The 18,531-nt window shown below is 70.6% G+C and carries 14 protein-coding genes; 4 read left to right on the plus strand and 10 right to left on the minus strand.

Annotation, left to right across the window (positions count from 1 at the left end; translation table 11 throughout):
- Nucleotides 1–261: 261 nt before the first annotated feature.
- Entirely contained in the window at nucleotides 262–648 is a 387-nt protein-coding gene (locus OG738_RS03060; protein ID WP_329051027.1) for a hypothetical protein, read from the plus strand.
- 55 nt (nucleotides 649–703) lie between these two features.
- Here OG738_RS03060 and OG738_RS03065 read toward each other — a convergent pair whose 3' ends face one another.
- The 3 genes from OG738_RS03065 to OG738_RS03075 are packed head-to-tail and all read right to left on the minus strand — an operon-like array spanning nucleotide 704 to nucleotide 3,809.
- On the minus strand, nucleotides 704–1,714 hold the full coding sequence (locus tag OG738_RS03065) for an S-adenosylmethionine:tRNA ribosyltransferase-isomerase (protein WP_329051029.1): 1,011 nt from the start codon (nucleotides 1,712–1,714) through the stop codon (nucleotides 704–706).
- Entirely contained in the window at nucleotides 1,711–2,403 is a 693-nt protein-coding gene (locus OG738_RS03070; protein WP_329051031.1) for an SDR family NAD(P)-dependent oxidoreductase, read from the minus strand. The genes OG738_RS03065 and OG738_RS03070 overlap by 4 nt, the downstream gene beginning before the upstream one ends.
- 44 nt (nucleotides 2,404–2,447) lie before the next feature.
- On the minus strand, nucleotides 2,448–3,809 hold the full coding sequence (locus OG738_RS03075; RefSeq protein ID WP_329051032.1) for a purine-cytosine permease family protein: 1,362 nt from the start codon (nucleotides 3,807–3,809) through the stop codon (nucleotides 2,448–2,450).
- 147 nt (nucleotides 3,810–3,956) lie between these two features.
- On the opposite strand from OG738_RS03075, the gene OG738_RS03080 reads away from it, so the two are divergent.
- The gene (locus OG738_RS03080; RefSeq protein WP_329051033.1) at nucleotides 3,957–5,486 is read left to right on the plus strand and encodes a sensor histidine kinase; all 1,530 of its coding nucleotides are present in this window, start codon (nucleotides 3,957–3,959) and stop codon (nucleotides 5,484–5,486) included.
- 63 nt (nucleotides 5,487–5,549) lie between these two features.
- Here the strand turns inward: OG738_RS03080 and OG738_RS03085 are convergent, their stop codons facing one another.
- Nucleotides 5,550–7,481: a S53 family peptidase gene (locus OG738_RS03085; RefSeq protein WP_329051035.1), complete on the minus strand. Its 1,932-nt coding sequence runs from the start codon at nucleotides 7,479–7,481 to the stop codon at nucleotides 5,550–5,552.
- A gap of 347 nt (nucleotides 7,482–7,828) precedes the next feature.
- Nucleotides 7,829–8,971 carry an ROK family transcriptional regulator gene (locus OG738_RS03090; RefSeq protein WP_329051036.1) on the minus strand — a complete coding sequence of 381 codons (1,143 nt, stop codon included), beginning with the start codon at nucleotides 8,969–8,971 and terminating at the stop codon, nucleotides 7,829–7,831.
- A 58-nt stretch (nucleotides 8,972–9,029) separates the two neighbouring features.
- Between OG738_RS03090 and OG738_RS03095 the strand changes: the two genes are divergently transcribed.
- Nucleotides 9,030–10,268: an amylo-alpha-1,6-glucosidase gene (locus OG738_RS03095; protein ID WP_329051037.1), complete on the plus strand. Its 1,239-nt coding sequence runs from the start codon at nucleotides 9,030–9,032 to the stop codon at nucleotides 10,266–10,268.
- Here the strand turns inward: OG738_RS03095 and OG738_RS03100 are convergent.
- Nucleotides 10,247–12,028, minus strand: a complete 1,782-nt coding sequence (locus tag OG738_RS03100; RefSeq protein ID WP_329051038.1) for an alpha-L-fucosidase — start codon at nucleotides 12,026–12,028, stop codon at nucleotides 10,247–10,249. The genes OG738_RS03095 and OG738_RS03100 overlap by 22 nt on opposite strands.
- Before the next feature lie 393 nt (nucleotides 12,029–12,421).
- Between OG738_RS03100 and OG738_RS03105 the strand changes: the two genes are divergently transcribed.
- Nucleotides 12,422–13,609: a glycoside hydrolase family 88/105 protein gene (locus OG738_RS03105; RefSeq protein ID WP_329051039.1), complete on the plus strand. Its 1,188-nt coding sequence runs from the start codon at nucleotides 12,422–12,424 to the stop codon at nucleotides 13,607–13,609.
- A 173-nt stretch (nucleotides 13,610–13,782) separates the two neighbouring features.
- Here the strand turns inward: OG738_RS03105 and OG738_RS03110 are convergent, their stop codons facing one another.
- The 4 genes from OG738_RS03110 to OG738_RS03125 form a co-directional block, all read right to left on the minus strand.
- Nucleotides 13,783–15,252, minus strand: a complete 1,470-nt coding sequence (locus OG738_RS03110) for a glycoside hydrolase family 28 protein (RefSeq protein WP_329051041.1) — start codon at nucleotides 15,250–15,252, stop codon at nucleotides 13,783–13,785.
- A gap of 323 nt (nucleotides 15,253–15,575) precedes the next feature.
- Complete coding sequence (locus OG738_RS03115) at nucleotides 15,576–16,202, minus strand: TetR family transcriptional regulator (protein WP_329051042.1); 627 nt, start codon at nucleotides 16,200–16,202, stop codon at nucleotides 15,576–15,578.
- Nucleotides 16,203–16,226: 24 nt separating this feature from the next.
- Complete coding sequence (locus tag OG738_RS03120; protein WP_329051044.1) at nucleotides 16,227–17,798, minus strand: alkaline phosphatase D family protein; 1,572 nt, start codon at nucleotides 17,796–17,798, stop codon at nucleotides 16,227–16,229.
- Nucleotides 17,799–17,831: 33 nt separating this feature from the next.
- Entirely contained in the window at nucleotides 17,832–18,488 is a 657-nt protein-coding gene (locus OG738_RS03125; protein WP_329051045.1) for an SH3 domain-containing protein, read from the minus strand.
- Nucleotides 18,489–18,531 lie beyond the last annotated feature (43 nt).

The following is an 18,531-nucleotide window of genomic DNA, read 5'->3' on the forward strand; positions in this document are numbered from 1 at the left end:
CGCACGGTCACCCACTGGGGCGCATAGCCATCCGCATCTCGGGAAATCCGGTGAGATTCCTTGACACGGGTGCCGAGCTGCGCCTATGGGGCTTCGTCCTCGTCCTGCGGTGCCGGACGAGCATGCGGGCTCGACGAGGCCGGCGCGAGACCCGGCCGGATGTTCCCGGCATCTGGACGGTCTGCCCGATTTCTCACCCGCGCGGGCAACCTCCCGCGTCACCCGAACGTGGTAGGAGTGACGACGTATTCGGGAGGGAACATGACGAGCCGACGGGGCCAGGGAGCCACCGGCGTCCGCGTGGCGCTGGTCGTGCTGTTCATCGGGATGGGCCAGGCGACGTTCGAGTGGTTCAGGTCACTCGGCATGGACGCGGTGACGAGCCTGGTGGTCTGGGCGATCCCGGTCTTCACGGCGGCGGCGGTGACGCTGGTGCTGTGGCTGGCGTCCGACCGCGCGTTTTCGCTGCGGAACTGGCTGCCGGTGGCGGTGAGCATCCCGGTCTACCTGGGCGGGGCGTTCGGCTTGCTCACGGGCGAGGCGAGCCTGGTGGCTTCGATCGTCACCGGCGTCGGGCTCGGGATCGCGGTGGTGTCCCTCGCCGGGCTGCTGCGCGCCCGGCGGCGCGAGGAACCGGCTCGGCGCTGACGCCGCCGTGGCGTCCGGCGCGGCCGGACGCCACTGCGAGGATGTGGGGACGAGGTCATCGGCGTAGCAGCAGCGACACGTCGCCGAACTCGTGCCAGAGGTACCGGCGCTCCACCGCCGCGTCGTAGGCGCGCTGGACCAGCTCCCGGCCCGCCACCGCCGCCAGCAAGAGCAGGTGCGACGCCTCGGGTGCGTGCAGGCCCGTGAGGATGCCGTCCAGCACCCGGGCCGGCCGGTCCGGGCCCAGGACCAGGTCCGTCCAGCCCTCGGCCACGCCGCCGGGCAGCGACGACTCCACCGCCCGTGCCGCCGTCGTGCCCACCGCGATCACGCGGCCGCCGCGCGAACGGACCCACGAAACCAGCGCCGCGGTCGTCGGCGGGACGCGGAAGCGCTCCGCCTGGGGTGGCTCGCCCGCCTCCGGGGAGGACACCCCCGTGTGCAGCACCAGCGGCGCGAACAGCACGCCGTCGGTGACCAGGCGCGTCACCAACGAGTCCGAGAACGGCCGGGCCGCCGAGGGCATCTCCGCGCTGCCCGGTTCGCGGGCGAACACCGTCTGGTAGTCCGCGAGCGGCCACGCCCGCGGCACGTACCCGTAGCGGATCGGACGGCCCGCCGCGGCCAGCAAACCGATGACCCCGCCGTCCACCGCCACCGCCGCCCGCCACAGCCGCGTCGAGCCCGGTGCGGCAGGAGCGAGCAGCGTCAGCGACGCGCCACCGGGCAGCTCCACCCGCTCCCCCGCCCGGCCGTCGAGCAACGGCCCGGCGGGCGCCCGCAGCTCGACGACCCAGGTGCCGTCGTCGAGCGCCGTCGAGAAGTGGACGACGACCGGACGGCCGCCGCGCACGGCGTCGACCGCCGCGGGCAGCGTCCCGGAGGTGTTGACCACCAGCAGATCCCCGGGGCGAAGGTGCGAACCCAGCGACGAGAACACCGTGTGGTGCACACCCGAAGGCGACGCGACCAGCAGGCGGACCTCGTCCCGTGCCAAGCCGCGCGCCTCCGGTGGGGTCGAGGCCGACAGCTCGTCGGGCAGGTCGAACCGGATGTTCGTGTTCATGGGAGGGCGACGGTGGGAGCAAGGGCGGACAAGAGGTCCGCGGCCCGGTAGCGGCCGCTCGGCGGACGCTCGTCCAGCAGGCGCAGGAACGCCGGGACGGCCGTCTCCGGCAGGGGCCGGTCCGAGATGTCCTCGCCCGGGAACGCGCGCTGGTGCATCGCGGTGCGCAGGTCGCCCGGGTCGACCGCGTACACCGCCAGGTCCGGGTTCTCCGCGCCGAGCACGGCCGTGACCTGGTCGAGCGCGGCCTTCGCGGAGCCGTAGCCGCCCCAGCCTTCGTACGCTTCGACGGCGGCGTCCGAGCTGACGTCGATGATCGTGCCGCGGGCCGCCGTCAACGCGGGCAGCAGCAGCTGCGTCAACGCGAGCGGGGCGAAGACGTTCACGCGGTAGATGTTTTCCAGCTCCGCCAAGGGATAGCTCGCCAACGGCGGCAGCGGGCTGACGCCCAGGGAACTGGCGTTGTTGACGAGCAGGTCGAGGGACGGACAGGCGTCGGCCAGCGAGGCGCGGTGGGCCGGGTCGGCGACGTCGCCGGGGACGGCCGTGAAGCCGATCTCCCGGGCGGCCGAAGCCAACGCGGCCGCGTCCCGGCCGTCGCCGACGACCGTCCACTTGCGACTCACCAGTGCGGCGGCGAGGGCACGGCCCAGGCCCGCGGAAGCACCGGTGACGAGTGCGGTTGGCATGGTTGCTCCTTCGAGGGGTACCACACCATCGTCAAACCTCTATATTACTCGAGGTCAAGACGGCGCCGCAGCAGGAAGTACGCTGCCAGCGAAACGACGAGCCCGACGTAGTACGCGAGGTCCGCGCCGTGCAGCGCCGACGCGACCGGTCCGGTGTAGAGCGACGTGTTCATGAACGGCACTGCCGCCCCGAACCCGACGACGAACGCCACGAGCGCCGCCCAAGGACGCACGGAAACCGAAGAAAGGACGTCCACGCGCCGCCCACCGCGGGTCCGGGCGAGCCAGTCCGGGACGACGACGCCGAGGAACGGCGGGATCCAGTAGCTGACGAACAGCAGCACGTTCTGGAACTTCGCCGACAGGTCGCCGCTGTGCATCCAGAGGATCAGCGCGAACGCGAGGACCGTGACGATCACGGCGGACACCGGGCGCCGCAGCCGGACGCCGACGGTCTGCAGGGCCAGCGAGCCGCTGTAGTCGTTCATCGCGTTCGACGACACCGCCGCGAGCGCGATCACCGCCAGCGCGAGCGCGCCGAGGAAGCCGCCGCCCAGCAGCTTCGCGACACCCGTCGCCGTCTGGTCGCCCAGCGACGATCCCAGCGCGAGCCCCAGGGTCTCGCCGATCGTGTACGAAACGACGAGACCGAGCAGCGTCGCCCAGAAGACGCTGCGCGAGGACGTCGAAGCGGGCAGGTAGCGGCTGAAGTCCGACGCGTAGGGCGCCCAGGAGATCGCCAGCGACAGCGTGATCGTCGTGAACAGGACGACGCCGCCCGCCAGGTCGGCGCCCGAAGCGGTGTCCGCGGTGGCGATCGGGTGTCCGGAAAGGACCTTCACGGCGAGCGCGGCGAACGCGAGCACCAGCAGCACGCTCATCACCGCCTGGACGCGGTGGATCAGCGCGTAGCCGAACACGCCGAGCGCGCACTGCAGCACCAGCACGATGAGCACCGCGGCCCAGAACGGCAGCCCGGTCAGCTCGGCGAGCGCCTCGCCGCCGAACAGGCCGACCAGCGCGTCCCAGGCGATCGAGCCGAGCCACTGGACCAGGCCCGGCAGCACGACGCCGCCGCCGAAGGGCAGCCGGGCCAGGGGCAGCTGGCCGGTGCCGGTGCGCGGGCCCCAGGTGGACAGGTACGCCACCGGCAGCGACCCGAGCACGGTGCCGGCGAGCATCGCCGCCAGGCCCGTCCAGAACCCCAGACCGAGCGACGCGGCGAGCGTGCCGGTGAACACCGCCGTCATCGTCAGGTTCGGCGCGAACCACACGCTGAACAGCCGCCACGGCCGCCCGAACCGGTTGTCCTCCGGGACCGGCGTGATGCCGTGGGTTTCGATCGCCAGGTCACGGCCTCCGGTGGGCATCCGCCCGCCGAAGACCTCCGCACCCAGTCCGCTCATGTGCCGCCTCCTGTCCCGGATCACCCTAAGGCGCGCCCGCGTGGTGTAACGCGACGGCCCGAACGGGCGAATCACGGTTAGCCGTTGCCGGACTGCTTCACACACCCGCCAGGATTGCCCGGCGACGCTCACCGGGAGGGTCGCGTGGTGCAGCATCCGCGAACGGTCGCGATGACCGGCCTGCTGGCCGCCGGTTTCGCGCTCGGCGTCACCGCTCTGGCGCTCAAGACGGCCGACGGCGGCCACGCCCCGCTCGACACGGCGCTCAGCACCACCACCGGGTTCCTGTTCCTCGTCGCGGGCGCGGTCGCGCACGTGCGGCGCCCGGCCAACCCGATCGGCGTGCTCATCGCGCTCGCCGGCGTCGCGCTGTTCCTCGAAGACCTGCAGTTCACGCGGAACCCCGTGCTCTACACGATCGCCGTGCCGCTGCGCGCCGCGTCCAGCCCGGTGATCGCGCACCTCGTGCTCGCCTTCCCGCACGGGAGGCTCCGCTCGCGGTGGGAACGGCTGCTGGTGACCGCGTCCTACGTGGTGGTGCTCGGGCTGGGGGCGCTCGGGCTGCTGTTCAGCGACGACCCGCGCGACCTGCTGGCGATCTCCGCGGACCACGAAGGCACCGGTGTCCCCGACCGCGTGCTGGGGCTCGCCGCGACGGTGATCAGCGCCGGCGTGATCGTCGTGCTGCTCTACCGCTGGCTGACCGGCCGGCTGCCGCAACGGCGGCTGCTTTCGCCGGTGATCGCGATCGCGCTGTTCGGCGCGCTCGCCTCCGGCATCGGGACGGCGCTCGGCGACGGTCACCCGCTGTCGGAGCCGATGCTGCAGGTCTACCGGATCCTCTCCTGCCTGTGGCCGCTGGCGTTCCTGGCCGGCGTGCTGCGCGCCCGCGTCGGCAACGCCGAGATGATCCGGCTGCTGCTGGAGCGCGACGGCACCGGGCTGGCGGCGCTGGTCCAGGACGACGAGGTGTGGAAGGACAGCCGCTCGATCGACGCGCTGAACGCGGCGGCCGGGCTGGTGCTCGACAACCAGCGGCTGACCGCGGAGCTGGAGCAGCGGCTGGCCGAGGTCCGGGCGTCGCGGGCCCGGCTCGTCGCGGCCGGCGACGAGGAGCGCCGCCGCCTGGAGCGCGACCTGCACGACGGCGCCCAGCAGCGGCTGGTCAGCGTGGTGCTCCTGCTGCGGATGGCCGACCGGCGCCACGAGCTGCCACCGGACGTCCGCGCGCTGCTGAAGGGCACGGTCGACGAGCTGCAGACGGCGATCACCGAGCTGCGCGAGCTGGCCCGCGGCATCCGCCCGGCGATCCTGACGGAGGCGGGGCTGCCCGCGGCGGTCCGGTCGCTGGCCGACCGCATCCCGATGGAGGTGGCCCTGACGGCCGGCGAGGTGCCCCGCCTGGACTCGGCGGTCGAGGCGACGGCGTACTTCGTGACGTCGGAGGCGCTGACGAACGCGTTGAAGCACGCGCAGACGGATTCCGTGGCCGTGCGGATCGCGGTGGCGGGCACCGAGCTGCGGGTGGAGGTGACCGACCACGGCGTCGGCGGCGCGTCCCTGGACCGCGGGACCGGGTTGGCCGGCCTGCGCGACCGCGTCGAGGCCCTCGGTGGCGAGCTGACCGTGACCAGCGACCACGGGACCACGGTCTCGGCCGTCATCCCGCTCACCTGAAACGCCGTGAAGGGCACCCTCATGGGCTGGGAAGCCATGAGGGTGCCCTTCACGCACTGCGTACTAGACGAGCAGCAGGAACAGCAGCCCGTTGGGGGAGCCGAGACCCGTCACGTCGTCGTAACCCGGGGTCGTGTGGATGGTCAGACCCTGGTAGTCGAGCGTGCGCACCGAAGTGAGCAGGCCGTTCGAAGCGTCGGTCGAGTTCGCGTAGTCGACGCGCTCCACCGCGGCGTTCACGTGCTTCACGTCGCTGATCGCCGAGGTGCGGGAGGTCAGCTTGTAGATCACGGGGTTGATGAAGCCGTGGTGGAAGTGGTCGAAGCTGTCGGCCACCGCCATGATGCCGGCGAACACCGGCGACGCGAGGCTCGTGCCGCCGATCCGGTACTGGTCGTAGTAGACGCCGTCCGGGAAGGTCTGCGTCTGGCCGACCAGGAAGCCGGTGTTCGGGTCACCGACCGCGGAGATGTCGGGGACGACCCGGCCCTTGGTGTTGCCGGTCTGGTTCTTCTTCGCCAGCGCGTCCGGGACGACACCCTTCTGGTAGAAGGGCTGCGCGAACAGCCGGCTCGTGCCGCCACCGGAACCGCTGGTGTAGTTGGCCGGGCCGTAGACGCCGTTGGTCAGCACCGACTTGCTGGTCTCCCAGCCGGTCTCGAAGATCCGCTTGCCGTCCTTGCCGATCGCGATCGACGTGCCGCCGACCGCGGTGATCCACGGCGCGGAGGCGGAGTAGTCCGGCGACGGCGTGCCGAGGCGCGCGACCTCGTCGCCGTTGTCACCCGAGGAGAAGTAGACGCCGATGCCCTCGAGCACCGCCTGCAGCGAGATCTGGTTGAACACCTTGACCTCGTCGGCCGGGATGTCCTCGCCGGTGTCGCCGTAGGAGTTCGACACGATGTCGGCCTTGTGGCCGGCGATCACGTAGTTCAGCGCCTCGTCGAGCGAGTTGTCCTGGCAGTCGGACCCGCCGACGTACAGGATGTTCGCGCCCGGCGCGAGACCGTGGGCGGCCTCGACGTCGAGGGTCTCCTCGCCGTACCAGCCCGCCGCGTCGCACTGGTCCGGCGGCTCGAGGACCGGGTTCACCGGGAAGACGTGCTGCGAGAACTGGCTCTGCTTCAGCGGGTGCTGCGGGTCGTTCTTCTTCGCGTAGGTGCTCGCGTCGGAGTAGATGGTCGGCGAGGCGAACGCGTCCACGATGGCGATCGTGGTGCCCTTGCCGTCCGCGCCGACCTGGTCGACGCCGTAGGCCGAACGCAGCTGCGCCGGGGTGTAGCCGCAGGGGGCGTACGGCAGGTGCTGGCCGTTGTAGGCGGGATCGGTGGTGTCGATCTTCTCGCCGTAGTAGGCGCTGCACGGCCGCGCGTTGCGGAACCCGGGACCGGGGGCGACGTCGGACGGCGTCCCGGAACCGGTGGCGTGGTCCGGCTTGAACAGGTTGGTCGCCTGGTCGACACCGACGACGCCGAGGACGTCGGCCGCCAGGTTCGCCGGCACCGACAGGTTCTTGTCGGCGGCGCGCAGGGTCTGGCCCTTGACCCGGTACTTGCCCAGCTTGACGCCGAACGCGTTCTGCGTCTGGTCGGCGGTGCCGGTGGCCTCGACGTACGCGCGGTTCGACGGCACGTCGCCGATGCTGAACCCGCTGCCGGCCAGCCACGCCTTGACGGCGTTCACCGTCGCGTCGCTCGCGGCGAACCGGTCACGCACCTGGTCGGTGCTGAGGTACTGGCGGTAGGTCTTGCTGTCCGGGTCGGACACGGCCTGCGCCAGCGCCTCGGCGCCGGCGTTGTCGCGCTGGTTCAGGTAGACCCGGAAGCTCAGCTTGGACGCGGGCGCCGTGTCGGCGACCTTCGCCTGCGCGTTCGCCCACAACGGGTGCGACTGCGGAATGTCCTGACGCCCCTGCGCGGACGCCGTCGCCGGCAGGGTGCCGGTCAGGCCACCCACCACCGCGAGCGAAAGGAGCAGGGTGGAGCTTCTTCGCACAGAAATCTCCCTCTTCGAAAGCGGCCCCCAGGAAATGGGCCTGGAACACCGGACGAGACTAGATCGGTGTTCCGCTCGCGGGGAAGTACTTGCGGAACCGTTATCTGGTCGCGAATTCACGTGGTCCGGCGCGCGGTACGGAAATCCGATTTGTCACACGAAAAACGCGAGGATTGATCCCTGATGTGAGGTAAGTCCGGTTCGTGGGCGTATTGTGGAACACGCGGAGCGGGTGCCCACCACCTACGAAAGTCGGTCGCTCCGTCCACTCGGGACAGTCCGCGGGTGACGGCAGTTCGGCCGTCACGCCGGTGCCGGGAGCGGTTTGTACCACGGCGGCCCGGCTGTCACGCTCGCGCTTCGAGCCGCCGGTCCACCGCGGACGGCGCGAACACGGCCTCGACCACCATCGCGACCGCGCCGCCGAGTGCCTCGCCGCGGCCGCCGATCTCGACGCGCAGGTTCTGCGTCGAACGCGGCAACGCCCGCCGGTAGAGCACTTCGCGGACCCCCGCCACGAAATGCGGCTCGGCGAGGTCGCCGGCGATCACCAGGACGCCCGGGTTCACCACGCAGACCAGCGTCGCCAGCACCTCGCCCACCTGGCGACCAGCGGCCTCGGCGAGCCGGATCGCGGCCGGCTCGCCGGCCAGGATCCGCTCGCGGACGCCCGACCCCGACGCCGTCGGCAAGCCCAGCTCGGTCAGCCGTGCGGCCAGCGCGCCGCCGCCGGCGACCGCCGCGAGGCAGCCGAGGGAACCGCACAGGCAGCGGGCGTCCGGATACCCGGGCAGCCGGACGTGTCCGATGTCGCCCGCGCCGCCGTCGACGCCGCGGTACACCTCGCCGCCGATCACCAGGCCGGCGCCGATCCCGGTGGACGCCTTGACCACCACCAGCGCGGCCGAGTCCGGGTAGCGGGCGCGGTGTTCGCCCAGCGCCATCAGGTTCGCGTCGTTGTCGACCAGCACCGGAGCGCCGAAGCGGGCGCCGAGGTGGGTGTCGATCGGGTAGCCGTCCCAGCCCGGCATGATCGGCGGCTGCGTCACGCGGCCGCGCCCGGGTTCGACCGGGCCCGGCACCGAAACGCCCACCCCGCACACCGGCCGGTCGACCCGGGCCAGCATCTCCTCGAACCACTCCGCGATCCGGCCGAGCACCGGCTCCGGGCCGTCGGCGACGCGCAGGTCGCCCGCGCGGTGGGCCAGCCGCCGTCCGGCCAGGTCCGTGACCGCGGCCTCGGCGTGCATCGTGTCGACGCTCGCGGCCAGGACGACCGCGTGCCGGTCGTCGAACCGCAGCTGCCGGGCCGGGCGGCCGCCGGTCGAGTCCTCGTGGCCGCCCTCGGTCAGCAGGCCGGCCGCCTGGAGCCGGTCCAGGCGCGCGGTGAGCGTCGTGCGGGACAGCCCGCTGTGCGTGAGCAGGGCTTTTCGCGTGGCCGCCTGCCCGGTCCTGACCAGCTGCAACAGCTCGCCGGCGCTGGTCGTCATCGCCCTCCCTCGGACTTCTGTCCATTGACAATACACAAGTCGGAGATAGATTGGACATATGGACGTAACATGGGGGCTTGCCGCGGCCGTGCTGGCGGACAACTGGATCGGGTCGTCGACCGTGCCCTCGCGCTCGCTCTACCCGCACCAGTGGAGCTGGGACTCGGCGTTCATCGCGATCGGCCTGCGGCACCTCTCGCCCGCGCGGGCGAGGCGCGAGCTGCTGACGCTGTTCTCCGCGCAGTGGCGCGACGGCCGCGTCCCGCACATCCTCTTCAACCCCGACACCCCGCCCGAGGCGTACTTCCCTGGCCCGTCGTTCTGGACCGCGGGACGGACGTCGGGGCTGGTCCAGCCGCCGGTGCACGCGCGCGCGGTGCTGGCGGTGCACGAGGCCCAGCCCGATCGCACGTTCCTCGCCACGCTGTACCCGAAGCTGCGGGCGTGGCACGAGTACCTGCGGGTTTCGCGGGACGCCGGCGGGCGCGGGCTCGCGGCGATCGTGCACCCGTGGGAGTCCGGGATGGACAACAGCCCGGCCTGGGACGGCCCGCTCGCGCGCGTCACGCCGTCGGCCGGCTTCGTCCGCCGCGACCTGCAGCACGGCGCCGCGGCCGACCGGCCGAGCGACGAGGACTACGGCCGCTACGTCCGGCTCGCCGCGGACTACCGGGACGGAGGCTACCAGGACTTCGGCGATTTCGTCGTGGAAGACCCCGGCTTCAACGCGATCCTGGCCGACGCCGAGCTGGCGCTGGCCGAGATCGCCGAGCTGCTGGGCCTGCCCGCGGCCGCCGCCACCCACCGCGAGTCCGCCGCGCGAGTCGCGAAGGCAATGCAGGAAACCTTGTGGGACAACGGTTTCTTCTTCGCCCGGGACGTCCGGACCGGCTCGCTGGCCCGCGCACACACATGCGCGGGCCTGCTCCCGCTGCTGCTGCCGGACCTCGCCGTCGCCCCGGCCCTGCTGGCGACGGCCACCGGGCCGCGGTTCCGGCTCGGGCGCGTCCACGGCGTCCCGAGCCACGACCTGACGGCGCCGGACTTCGACGCGGGCCGCTACTGGCGCGGCCCGTCGTGGGCCAATGTCGGCTGGCTGGTCCGGCAGGGCCTGCTGCGCCACGGCGAGCACGTCCTGGCCGCGCGGCTGCGGGACGACCTCGTCGCCGCAGCCTCGCGGACGGACTTCGCCGAGTACGTGGACCCGCTGACCGGCGCCGGGCACGGCGCCCGTTCGTTCGGCTGGACCGCGGCGCTGACCCTGGACCTGCTGGCTCAGCCCGCCGACGTCGCGTAGTCCGAGCCCAGCCAGGTCTCGTCGATGCGCAGCCGCTTGTAGCGCGTGCTGTCGCTGGACGCCGCGTACGTGCTCGTCACCTGCAGGCGGACGTACCTCGCCGTCACCGCCGAGAGGTCGACGAACTGGACGCCGCGGTGGCTCGGGAGCGTGCCGGACTTCACCGCGCTGCCCCAGTTCTTGCCGTCGCTCGAGACGAACACCTGGTACGCCTTGATCCGCGCGGACTGCTCGCTGGCCGACCGCGCGTAGCTGACCGAATCCTCCCGCTGGTTGATGCCGAGGTACTGCACCTTCTTCGCCGACCCGAGGTCGTAGTCCAGGTTGACCGGCAGGGTCTTGTTGTTGTCGAAGTACGTCAGGTAGTCGCCGTCGCTCGCGGACTGTCCACTGTGGCCGCTGGCGGATGCGCTCGCCTTGAGCGTCACGGTCTTCGGGTCGTACGTCCCGGTGCGCCCGGCCGTCTCGACCTTGAACACCGTGTCGTAGGTGTCCCAGCCGGAGAGTCCGGTCAGTGTCAGGCTGCCGCCGCCCTGGCTGAAGGAGATCGCCGCGCCGGTGCGGAGGTTCGTGACGCGCCGGACGCGGTAGCCGTTGTCGCGGATCTTCAGCGTCGACGTCGACGGCTTGGTCAGGACGTGCACGTACTGCAGGTCCGGATCGCTCTTGCTGATCGTGATGACGCCGTGCGCGCCGTCGTTCCAGAAGCCGGGCTGCATGCCGCCGTACATGTACCCGGCGCCTTCGGTGCCGCCGAGCGATTCCCAGATCGCGCTCAGGTACGTGTTCGCGAAGTCGTTGAACGATTCCTGGTTCGACGGGAACTTGCCGTTCACCATCGCCGTCTCGGCCATCAGCGACTTGATCGACGAGCCCGAGTTCGTCACCAGACGTCCGATGTTCAGTGCCTTGTTCACCGCCGAGTTGGTGCCGCCGTACCACCACGAGCCGGTGTCGGGCAGCTTGAAGCACGCCTCGGTCAGCCGCGGCATCGCCGTGTACGTCGCCTGCGGGTAGTCGTACGCCGGCGTCATGCCGGTCTTCTGCTCGTTGCTGATCGTGTCCATGATCGGCGTGTCTTCGTTGTTGTTGCTCAGCAGGTAGTCCGGCCGCTGCTGGTAGATCTGGCCGTACAGGTTGTGGGACTCCCAGTAGGCGTTGTCGTTGTCGATCCAGAACCCGCCGAGGTCGGGGTAGTTCTTCATGACCTCGAAGAAGTTGTCGTAGCTGAACTGGCCGAAGCCGTCCTGGGTGTCGAGGTCGACGGTCTTGCCCTTGTACTTCGAGTAGCCGGCGGAGTCGAGCCACTCGTGGCCGCCCTCGTCGTGCCACTGGGCGTCGTTGGTCATGTACAGGATGACCTTGAGCCCCTGCGGTTTCGCCGCCGCGATCAGCTCGCCGAGGAAGTCCCGCTTGGTGCTGCAGCTGCCCGGGATCTTCGACGGCCAGGCCCGCGAGTAGCCCAGCCGGCTGTGGAACGACGCGAGCACGAGGTACGACGCGTGCAGCTTCTTGGCCTCGGTGACCCAGTAGGCGGGATTCCACCCGCCGTCGGTGACCGCCTTTTCCCAGGCGCTGCAACTGGTGTAGCCGGGCGACGTGCGCATGCCCCAGTGCAGGAACAGGCCCGCCTGGCTGTCGCGCAGCCACTGCTGGGACGGCTTCTGCAGATCGGCCGACGCCGGCGCGGCGAGCAGCCCGCCCACCACCAGCATCGAGGCACACGCGGTGAGGACCCGGCGCAGGAACTTGGCTGACATGAGCGACCTCCAGTGGTCTGGTCCACTCGGTGGTGTACTCCTGGCGTCGGCGGCTGGTCAAGACTGAGATCCGACCTTTTCGCGACGTCCCAGCGGCCGGTACATCGGGACTGCGGCCGATCGGGTTAAATATCTGATATATGACACGAGAGATCCGATCTCTCTTGACTCGGGCTCCCGGAAGCGGGTAGATGTTCTCCCCAGAGAGCGCTTTCGCTCCCCCCACCGCTCCGGCGACACGGGCAGCACGCCGCGCCCCCAGAGCTGGTCGGGATGCCGACGGACGGCGGATCGGCATCCCGGCCACCCCTTCCGGGGCGGGGCACAGTCCCCGACCGTGCCCCGCCCCGGAACTGCCCGCTCCACCGGGGCCAGTGCACGAAAGGACAACGAATGTCCGAGCACCCCCTTCGCCCGACCCGGCGCGCGGTACTGGCCGGCACCCTGGGCGCGTTGGGCGCCCTGGCCGCGGCGGGTCCCGTCGCGCGGGCAGCCGACCGGCTCCCCCCGATCGGCGGCGCGGCGCCGCCGGCGGACTGGTCCCGCGCCGTCATCGACTCGACGATGAAGCGCTACACGCCGGCGTCGATCGGCGGCTGGGGCTACACCCTCGGCCTGTACCTCTACGGCCAGTACCTCTTCTACAAGCGCACCGGCGAGAAGAAGTACCTCGACTACATCGTCGCGTGGTACGACCGCTTCATCACCGACAGCGGGATCTCGAACAGCTTCACGAACCTCGACTCGATGCGCTCGTGCCAGATGCTGCCGCTGCTGTTCGCGGAGACGGGCCGCAAGAAGTACAAGACGGCGGCCGACCAGCTGCGCAAGCGGTTCCCGGCCTACCCGCGCACGTCCGACGGCGGCATGTTCCACGCAACCAGCAAGGTCGGCCAGCTCTGGGGCGACGGTGCCTACATGGCCCAGCCGTTCCTCGCGCTGTACGGCGCGGCGTTCGACGACGGCGGCTACTGCTTCGAGGAGTCGGCGAAGAACCTGGTCGTCTACTTCAGCCACCTGCGCGAGCCGGCGAAGGGCCTGCTGTACCACGCGTACGACGAGGACGGCTCGGAGTCGTGGGCGTCCGGGCCCGGGCACCACTCGAAGTACCACTGGGCGCGCGCGATCGGCTGGTTCGGCATGGCGGCCATCGACATCCTCGAGGTCCTCCCGGCCGACCACCCGCGCCGCGCGGCGCTGATCGACATCGTCCGGTTCCTCGCGGCGGGTTACCAGCGCTACCAGGACGCGGCGACCGGCCGCTGGTACCAGGTAGTCGACCGCGGCGGCGACGCGAAGAACTGGCTGGAGACGTCGGCGTCGTCGATGTACACGTTCACGATGGCCCGGGGCGTGCAGCGCGGCTACCTGCCGGCGTCGTACCAGGCGGTGGCGGACCGCGGGTACGCCGGCGTGCTGCGCAAGGTCTCCGTCGGCTCCGACGGCCTGACGAACATCACGGACATCTGCGAAGGCACGAACGTCGGCGACCTGTCGTACTACTACGGCCGGGGCCGCAAGACGAACGACTTCCACGGCCTGGGCTCGTTCCTGATCATGAACGAGCAGTACGCGCACTGACCTCTAGGCGCGCCGCAGAAGGGCCCCGGCTCACCAGCCGGGGCCCTTCGTCCGTGACGGAGGCCGGAACTCGCGTGCTGGAGCACGGAACTCGCGTGATTGAAGCCGGAACTCGCGAGTTACGGCTCTGATCACGCGAGTTCCGGCTTCAATCACGTCAACTACGGGTTACGTCAGCAGGTCGAGGTGGAACCCGAGGCGTTCACGCGCAGGGCGGAACCCGAGGTGGTCGCCGAGTTCTTGACGCAGTAGCCCGTCACCGTCTGGAAGCCGATGTCGTACGGGCTCTTCGCGCCCTTTTCGGCCGTGAAGTGGTCGAACGTGATGTCCGAGCTGTTGTTCACGATGCTCGCCGGGCGGCCGTCGTCCTTGCCGAACTCGACCGAGCTGTCGACGAACTTGATGCCCGACGCGTAGTGCAGGTACCAGCCGTAGGACGGCCGGGTGCCGATGCTCTTCGGGTTGTAGTCCGACGCGTCGTTGCTCGGCACGCCGGTGCCCATCGTGCCGTTGCCACCGGGGACGGTCAGCTTCACCCCGGTGAACGTGACGTCGGAGACGCGGTGGGTGCTGTCCGCACCCCAGAGCGTCGGGCTGAAGTTCGTGCCCGTGTGCGTCCCGGTGACGTTGTCGAACGTGATGCCGCTGATCGACCCCACCCCGGGCTTGTTGCCGCACCGCTTGCGCGTGCCGATCTTCATCATGATCGGCGAGTACGTGCCCGACATCGTGATGTTGCGGTAATGGACGTCCGAGATCTTCGCGCCGTCCATCGAAACGATCCCGATGCCCGATTTGTGCGCGCCGGTGATCGTGATGTCCGAGAACTGGTAACCGGTGAAGTCACCGCACGTCTCGGAACCGAACATCAGCGCGTTGCAGCAGACCGCCGACAGTTTCGCGTTGTTCACGGTGACGTTCCCGTTCGGCAGTTTCGCGCCGAGTGCGTAGTCGCTCTTGAACACGAGTGCGTCGTCATTGGCCGCGATGGTCACATTCGTGATCGTGATGTTCGTCGTGCTGATGATGTTCCAGCCGTCGCGGTCGCTCGCCGTGTCGATCGTCAGGTGGTCCGAGACGACGTTCGTGCAGCCGTTGATCAGCGCCCCGAAGTGCCCGCCGCGGCGCAGCTTGATCCCGGACAGCGTGAGCCCGTCACAGCGGGTGAGCGAAAGGATCTTGTCGGCCTGGCCGGACTTCGGGTTGCCGGTGATGAGGTTTCCGCCGCCGTCGATCGTGCCGGCGCCGGTGAAGCCGATGTTCGTGAGCTTGTCGCCGTAGAACATCGCGTCGTGGAAGTGGCTGTGGCCGTAGTCCTGGTAGGCGTCCCACGGGTTCGACTCGGCCTTGTCGTAACTGTCCGCGCTCGACCCGATGATCGTGGCACCCGCGTCGAGCTGGATCGTCACGTTGCTCTTCAGGTGGACGGTGTTGGCCGACTTGTAGTTCCCCGAAGTGAACCGGACGGTACCGCCGCCCGCCGCGTTGGCCGCCGTGATCGCCTTGTCGATGGCGCCGGAATCGTTGGCGGACCCGTTTCCCTTGGCGCCGTAGTCCTTGACGTCGTAAACGCCGCCGGGCGCGGCGACGGCGACGCCGGCACCGGCCACCACCAGACCCGCGACCGCGAAGGAAATCAGCAAGAACCTTTTCACCCTGAACCGCCTTGTCATGGAATCGAGAAAAGCTCGGCATGACGGCGGAGCACTCAGCCTACGAGTGCCGCGAGCGCAGTGTCAAGATCGCCGGGATAGGACGAGGAAAACGATTCCGTGCGGCCCGGGGAACCCGCGCCACCCCCAGTCGGACGCGGGTCCCCCGGTGTTCTGGTCGCCGGAAACGCGGTACCGCCGCGGCGGGGCGGCTCCGGCGTCCGTTCAGGATTTCCGCAGTCTACCTTCGAGGAGCCCGGGGAAACCGTGCATCCGTCATGGTCCGGACCATGAATCCGTCACGAACCGGGCACTCAGGCGAACCCCACTCCGGAGGTCAGCAGGTGGAACGCCCGTTCGGCCGCCGCGACGGCCTCCGGGTACCGCCGGGCCGCGGGGACGCCCGCCGCGACCGCCTCCATGTTGGCCGTCGCGAGCGTCCGGCGGACGGCCGCGATCTGCGCGGCGGCCAGTTCGGCGTCGGGCGAGGCGACGCCGGGCTCGGCGAGGGCCTCCGCCAGCGCCGCCTCCCCCGCCGACGTGAACTCCGCCAGCCGCGCGACCAGCGCCGGCGTGCCGGTGACCAACCGGAACACCGCGAGCACCGCGGGCTCGTCGCACAGGCCCGTCACCGGCGAACGCTCTTCGAGCCCGTTCAGGAACGCCTCGCGCAGGGCCGCCAGCGCGCCCTGCCCCGGCCGGCGCGCGCGGACGACGTCCGCCGCGTCGGTCTCGTGGTCGGCGAACCGGTGCAGCACCAGGTCCTCCTTGGACGGGAAGTAGGCGAAGAGGGTCCGCTTGGACACCTCGGCCGCCCGCGCCACCTCGGCGACCCCGACGGCGTCGAACCCGCGCTCGAGGAAGAGCCCGATCGCCGCCGTCGAGATCGCCGCCCGCGTGCGGAGCTTCTTGCGCTCCCGCAGGCCCAGTTCATCGTTCACGTCACGCAGCGTAGCGCCCAGGGCTCAGACCTGCTGCAAGCCGGGGCGGCCCGCTTGCACTACGTAGCTGCGGTCGTTCTTGATCACCACCGACGCCGGGTCGTAGACGCTGGTGTCGGAGGTCGTCATGAAATCCGCCCGCAGCTGCGACGCCGTGGTCGTGACGCGGACGTAGCCGCGCTCGCCCTTGCAGTACTTGATGTGCGGGTTGTTCGCGAGCCAGGCCGCGGTGGGCGGGGCCGCGTCGTCGCTGTTGCTCGTCACCGACGTCGTGACCAGCTCCGAGCCGATGAGCGGGTCGCTGTGGTCGAAGTAGTCCTGCCGCAGGTCGGCGGCCCAGTGCCGGTGGACGTCACCGGTGAGCACGACCGGGTTGGCGACCTTCCGGTCGACCCAGCCCTTCGCGATCCGGTCGCGCGAGGCCTCGTAGCCCTGCCAGGAGTCCGGGCTCTCGCAGGTGGCCTTGTTGCCGTCGCCGTCCCGGGTGGCGAAGAAGACCTGCTGGCCGAGGAAGTCCCAGGTGGCCGGGTGCGACTCGAACTGCTTGAGCAGCCACGCCTCCTCGGTGCTGCCCAGGATGCTGCGCGAGGTGTTGCGCATGTCGGTGCAGGCCGGACCGGCCGAGCCGGCCGGGTCGGCCACCTGGGCGTTGCGGTACTGGCGGGTGTCGAGCATGTGGAACCGGGCCAGGTTGCCCCAGAGGAACTGCCGGTACAGCTGGATCGACGAGCCGTTCGGCTTCGCGGTGGAGCGGATCGGGGTGTGCTCGTAGAACGCCTGGAACCCGGCGGCCTTGCGCGCGGCCGAAGCCGGCGACGTGGTGCCGTTCCAGTTGTTCATCACTTCATGATCGTCGAATACTACGACCCAGGGCGCGATCGCGTGTGCGGCCTGCAGGTCGGCGTCGGTCTTGTGCTGACCGTGACAAGCGCGGTAGAGCGCGAGCGTGGTCGCTTCGTCGGCGACGGCGAGGCTGCGCGGGTTGCGCTCCTGCGCGGCGCGGCCCGACTTCTTCTCGTAGATGTAGTCGCCGAGGAACAGCACCAGGTCCGGGTCGTCGGCCACGACGCCCTTGTACGCGTGGTAGTAGCCCTCCTCCCAGTGCTGGCAGGACGTGAAGCAGTACTTGAGCTGGTTGACCGCGGCCCCCGCGGCGGGCGCGGTGCGCGTCCGGCCGACCGGCGAAAGGTAACCCGCGCTCTTGAAGCGGTAGAAGTACTCCCGTGCGGGCTGCAGGCCGACGGGTTCGATGTGGACGCTGTGCGCGGACGCGCGGACCGCGCTCACCGAGCCGCTCTGCACGATCGAGCTGAACGCCTCGTCGTCCGCGATCTCCCAGTCGACCGCGTAGGTGGCGTCCGGCATGCCCCCTAAGCCGTCGGCGTTGAGCGGCGCCGGCGCGAGTCTCGTCCACAGCACCACGCTGTCGGGGAGTGGATCACCGGAGGCGACGCCGAGCTGGAAGGGGTCGTGGATCGTGGGGGCGGCCACCGTCGTGCGGGCGTTCGCCCAGGACGGCAGCGCGGCCGACGCCGCGGTGGCGGTGACCGCGGCGAGCCCGCCGAGGAGCACCTTGCGCCGGTTGACCTGAACCATGTCGGAAAGCCTTTCGGGGAAGGGGAGCCGCGGTCAGGCCGCGAAGTCGGTGAGGCCGTCGCTGCAGGACTTCAGGTCCGGCTTGGCGGTCGTGTAGTCGGCGACGCAGACCTTGTAGAACACCCAGCCGCCGTGCGGGATCGAGACGGCCTTGTCGACCTTCGTGCCCTCGCCGCCGGAGTTCCAGACGTAGAACGGCCCGGCGCCGCCCTTGAGCCAGTACGCGACGACGGCGGAGTAGCCGTCGGCGTTCGTGTCGTAGACCAGGAAGTGCGAGTCGGACGAGCGGTACTGGCCCTCCCCCGCGCAGGCGTCGGCGCACCGACCGCTGCCGGAGCCGACGCCGCAGTCGGGTGCGATCCGCTGGTCGGAACCCGTGTAGACGTAGGTGTCCGAGATGTACCCGCCGAGCGCGGGCACGTAGTCCCACAACGTGCCCGTGCCGTAGGTCCCGGTCACCGACGAGCCGGTGATCTGGCAGTCGATGGTCACGGACGCGCCGTTCGCGACGGTCTTGACGGCCGTGGCGCTCGCGGTGGGCGCCCGGCGGACGTTGAGGGGGTCGCCCGCGGTCTTGACGGTGCCGGTCGCGGCGGCCGATGCCTCGAGCGCGCCGCCCACCGCCAGCGCGCCCACCGTCGCGAGCACGACCCCTAGACCGGCGATACGCCGGAGGTTCGAACGCTTCATGGCGGGAGCGTGACCGGGGCTCGTACAGGAGTCGTACAAAGCG

Source organism: Amycolatopsis sp. NBC_01488, from assembly GCF_036227105.1.
Lineage (GTDB): Bacteria > Actinomycetota > Actinomycetes > Mycobacteriales > Pseudonocardiaceae > Amycolatopsis.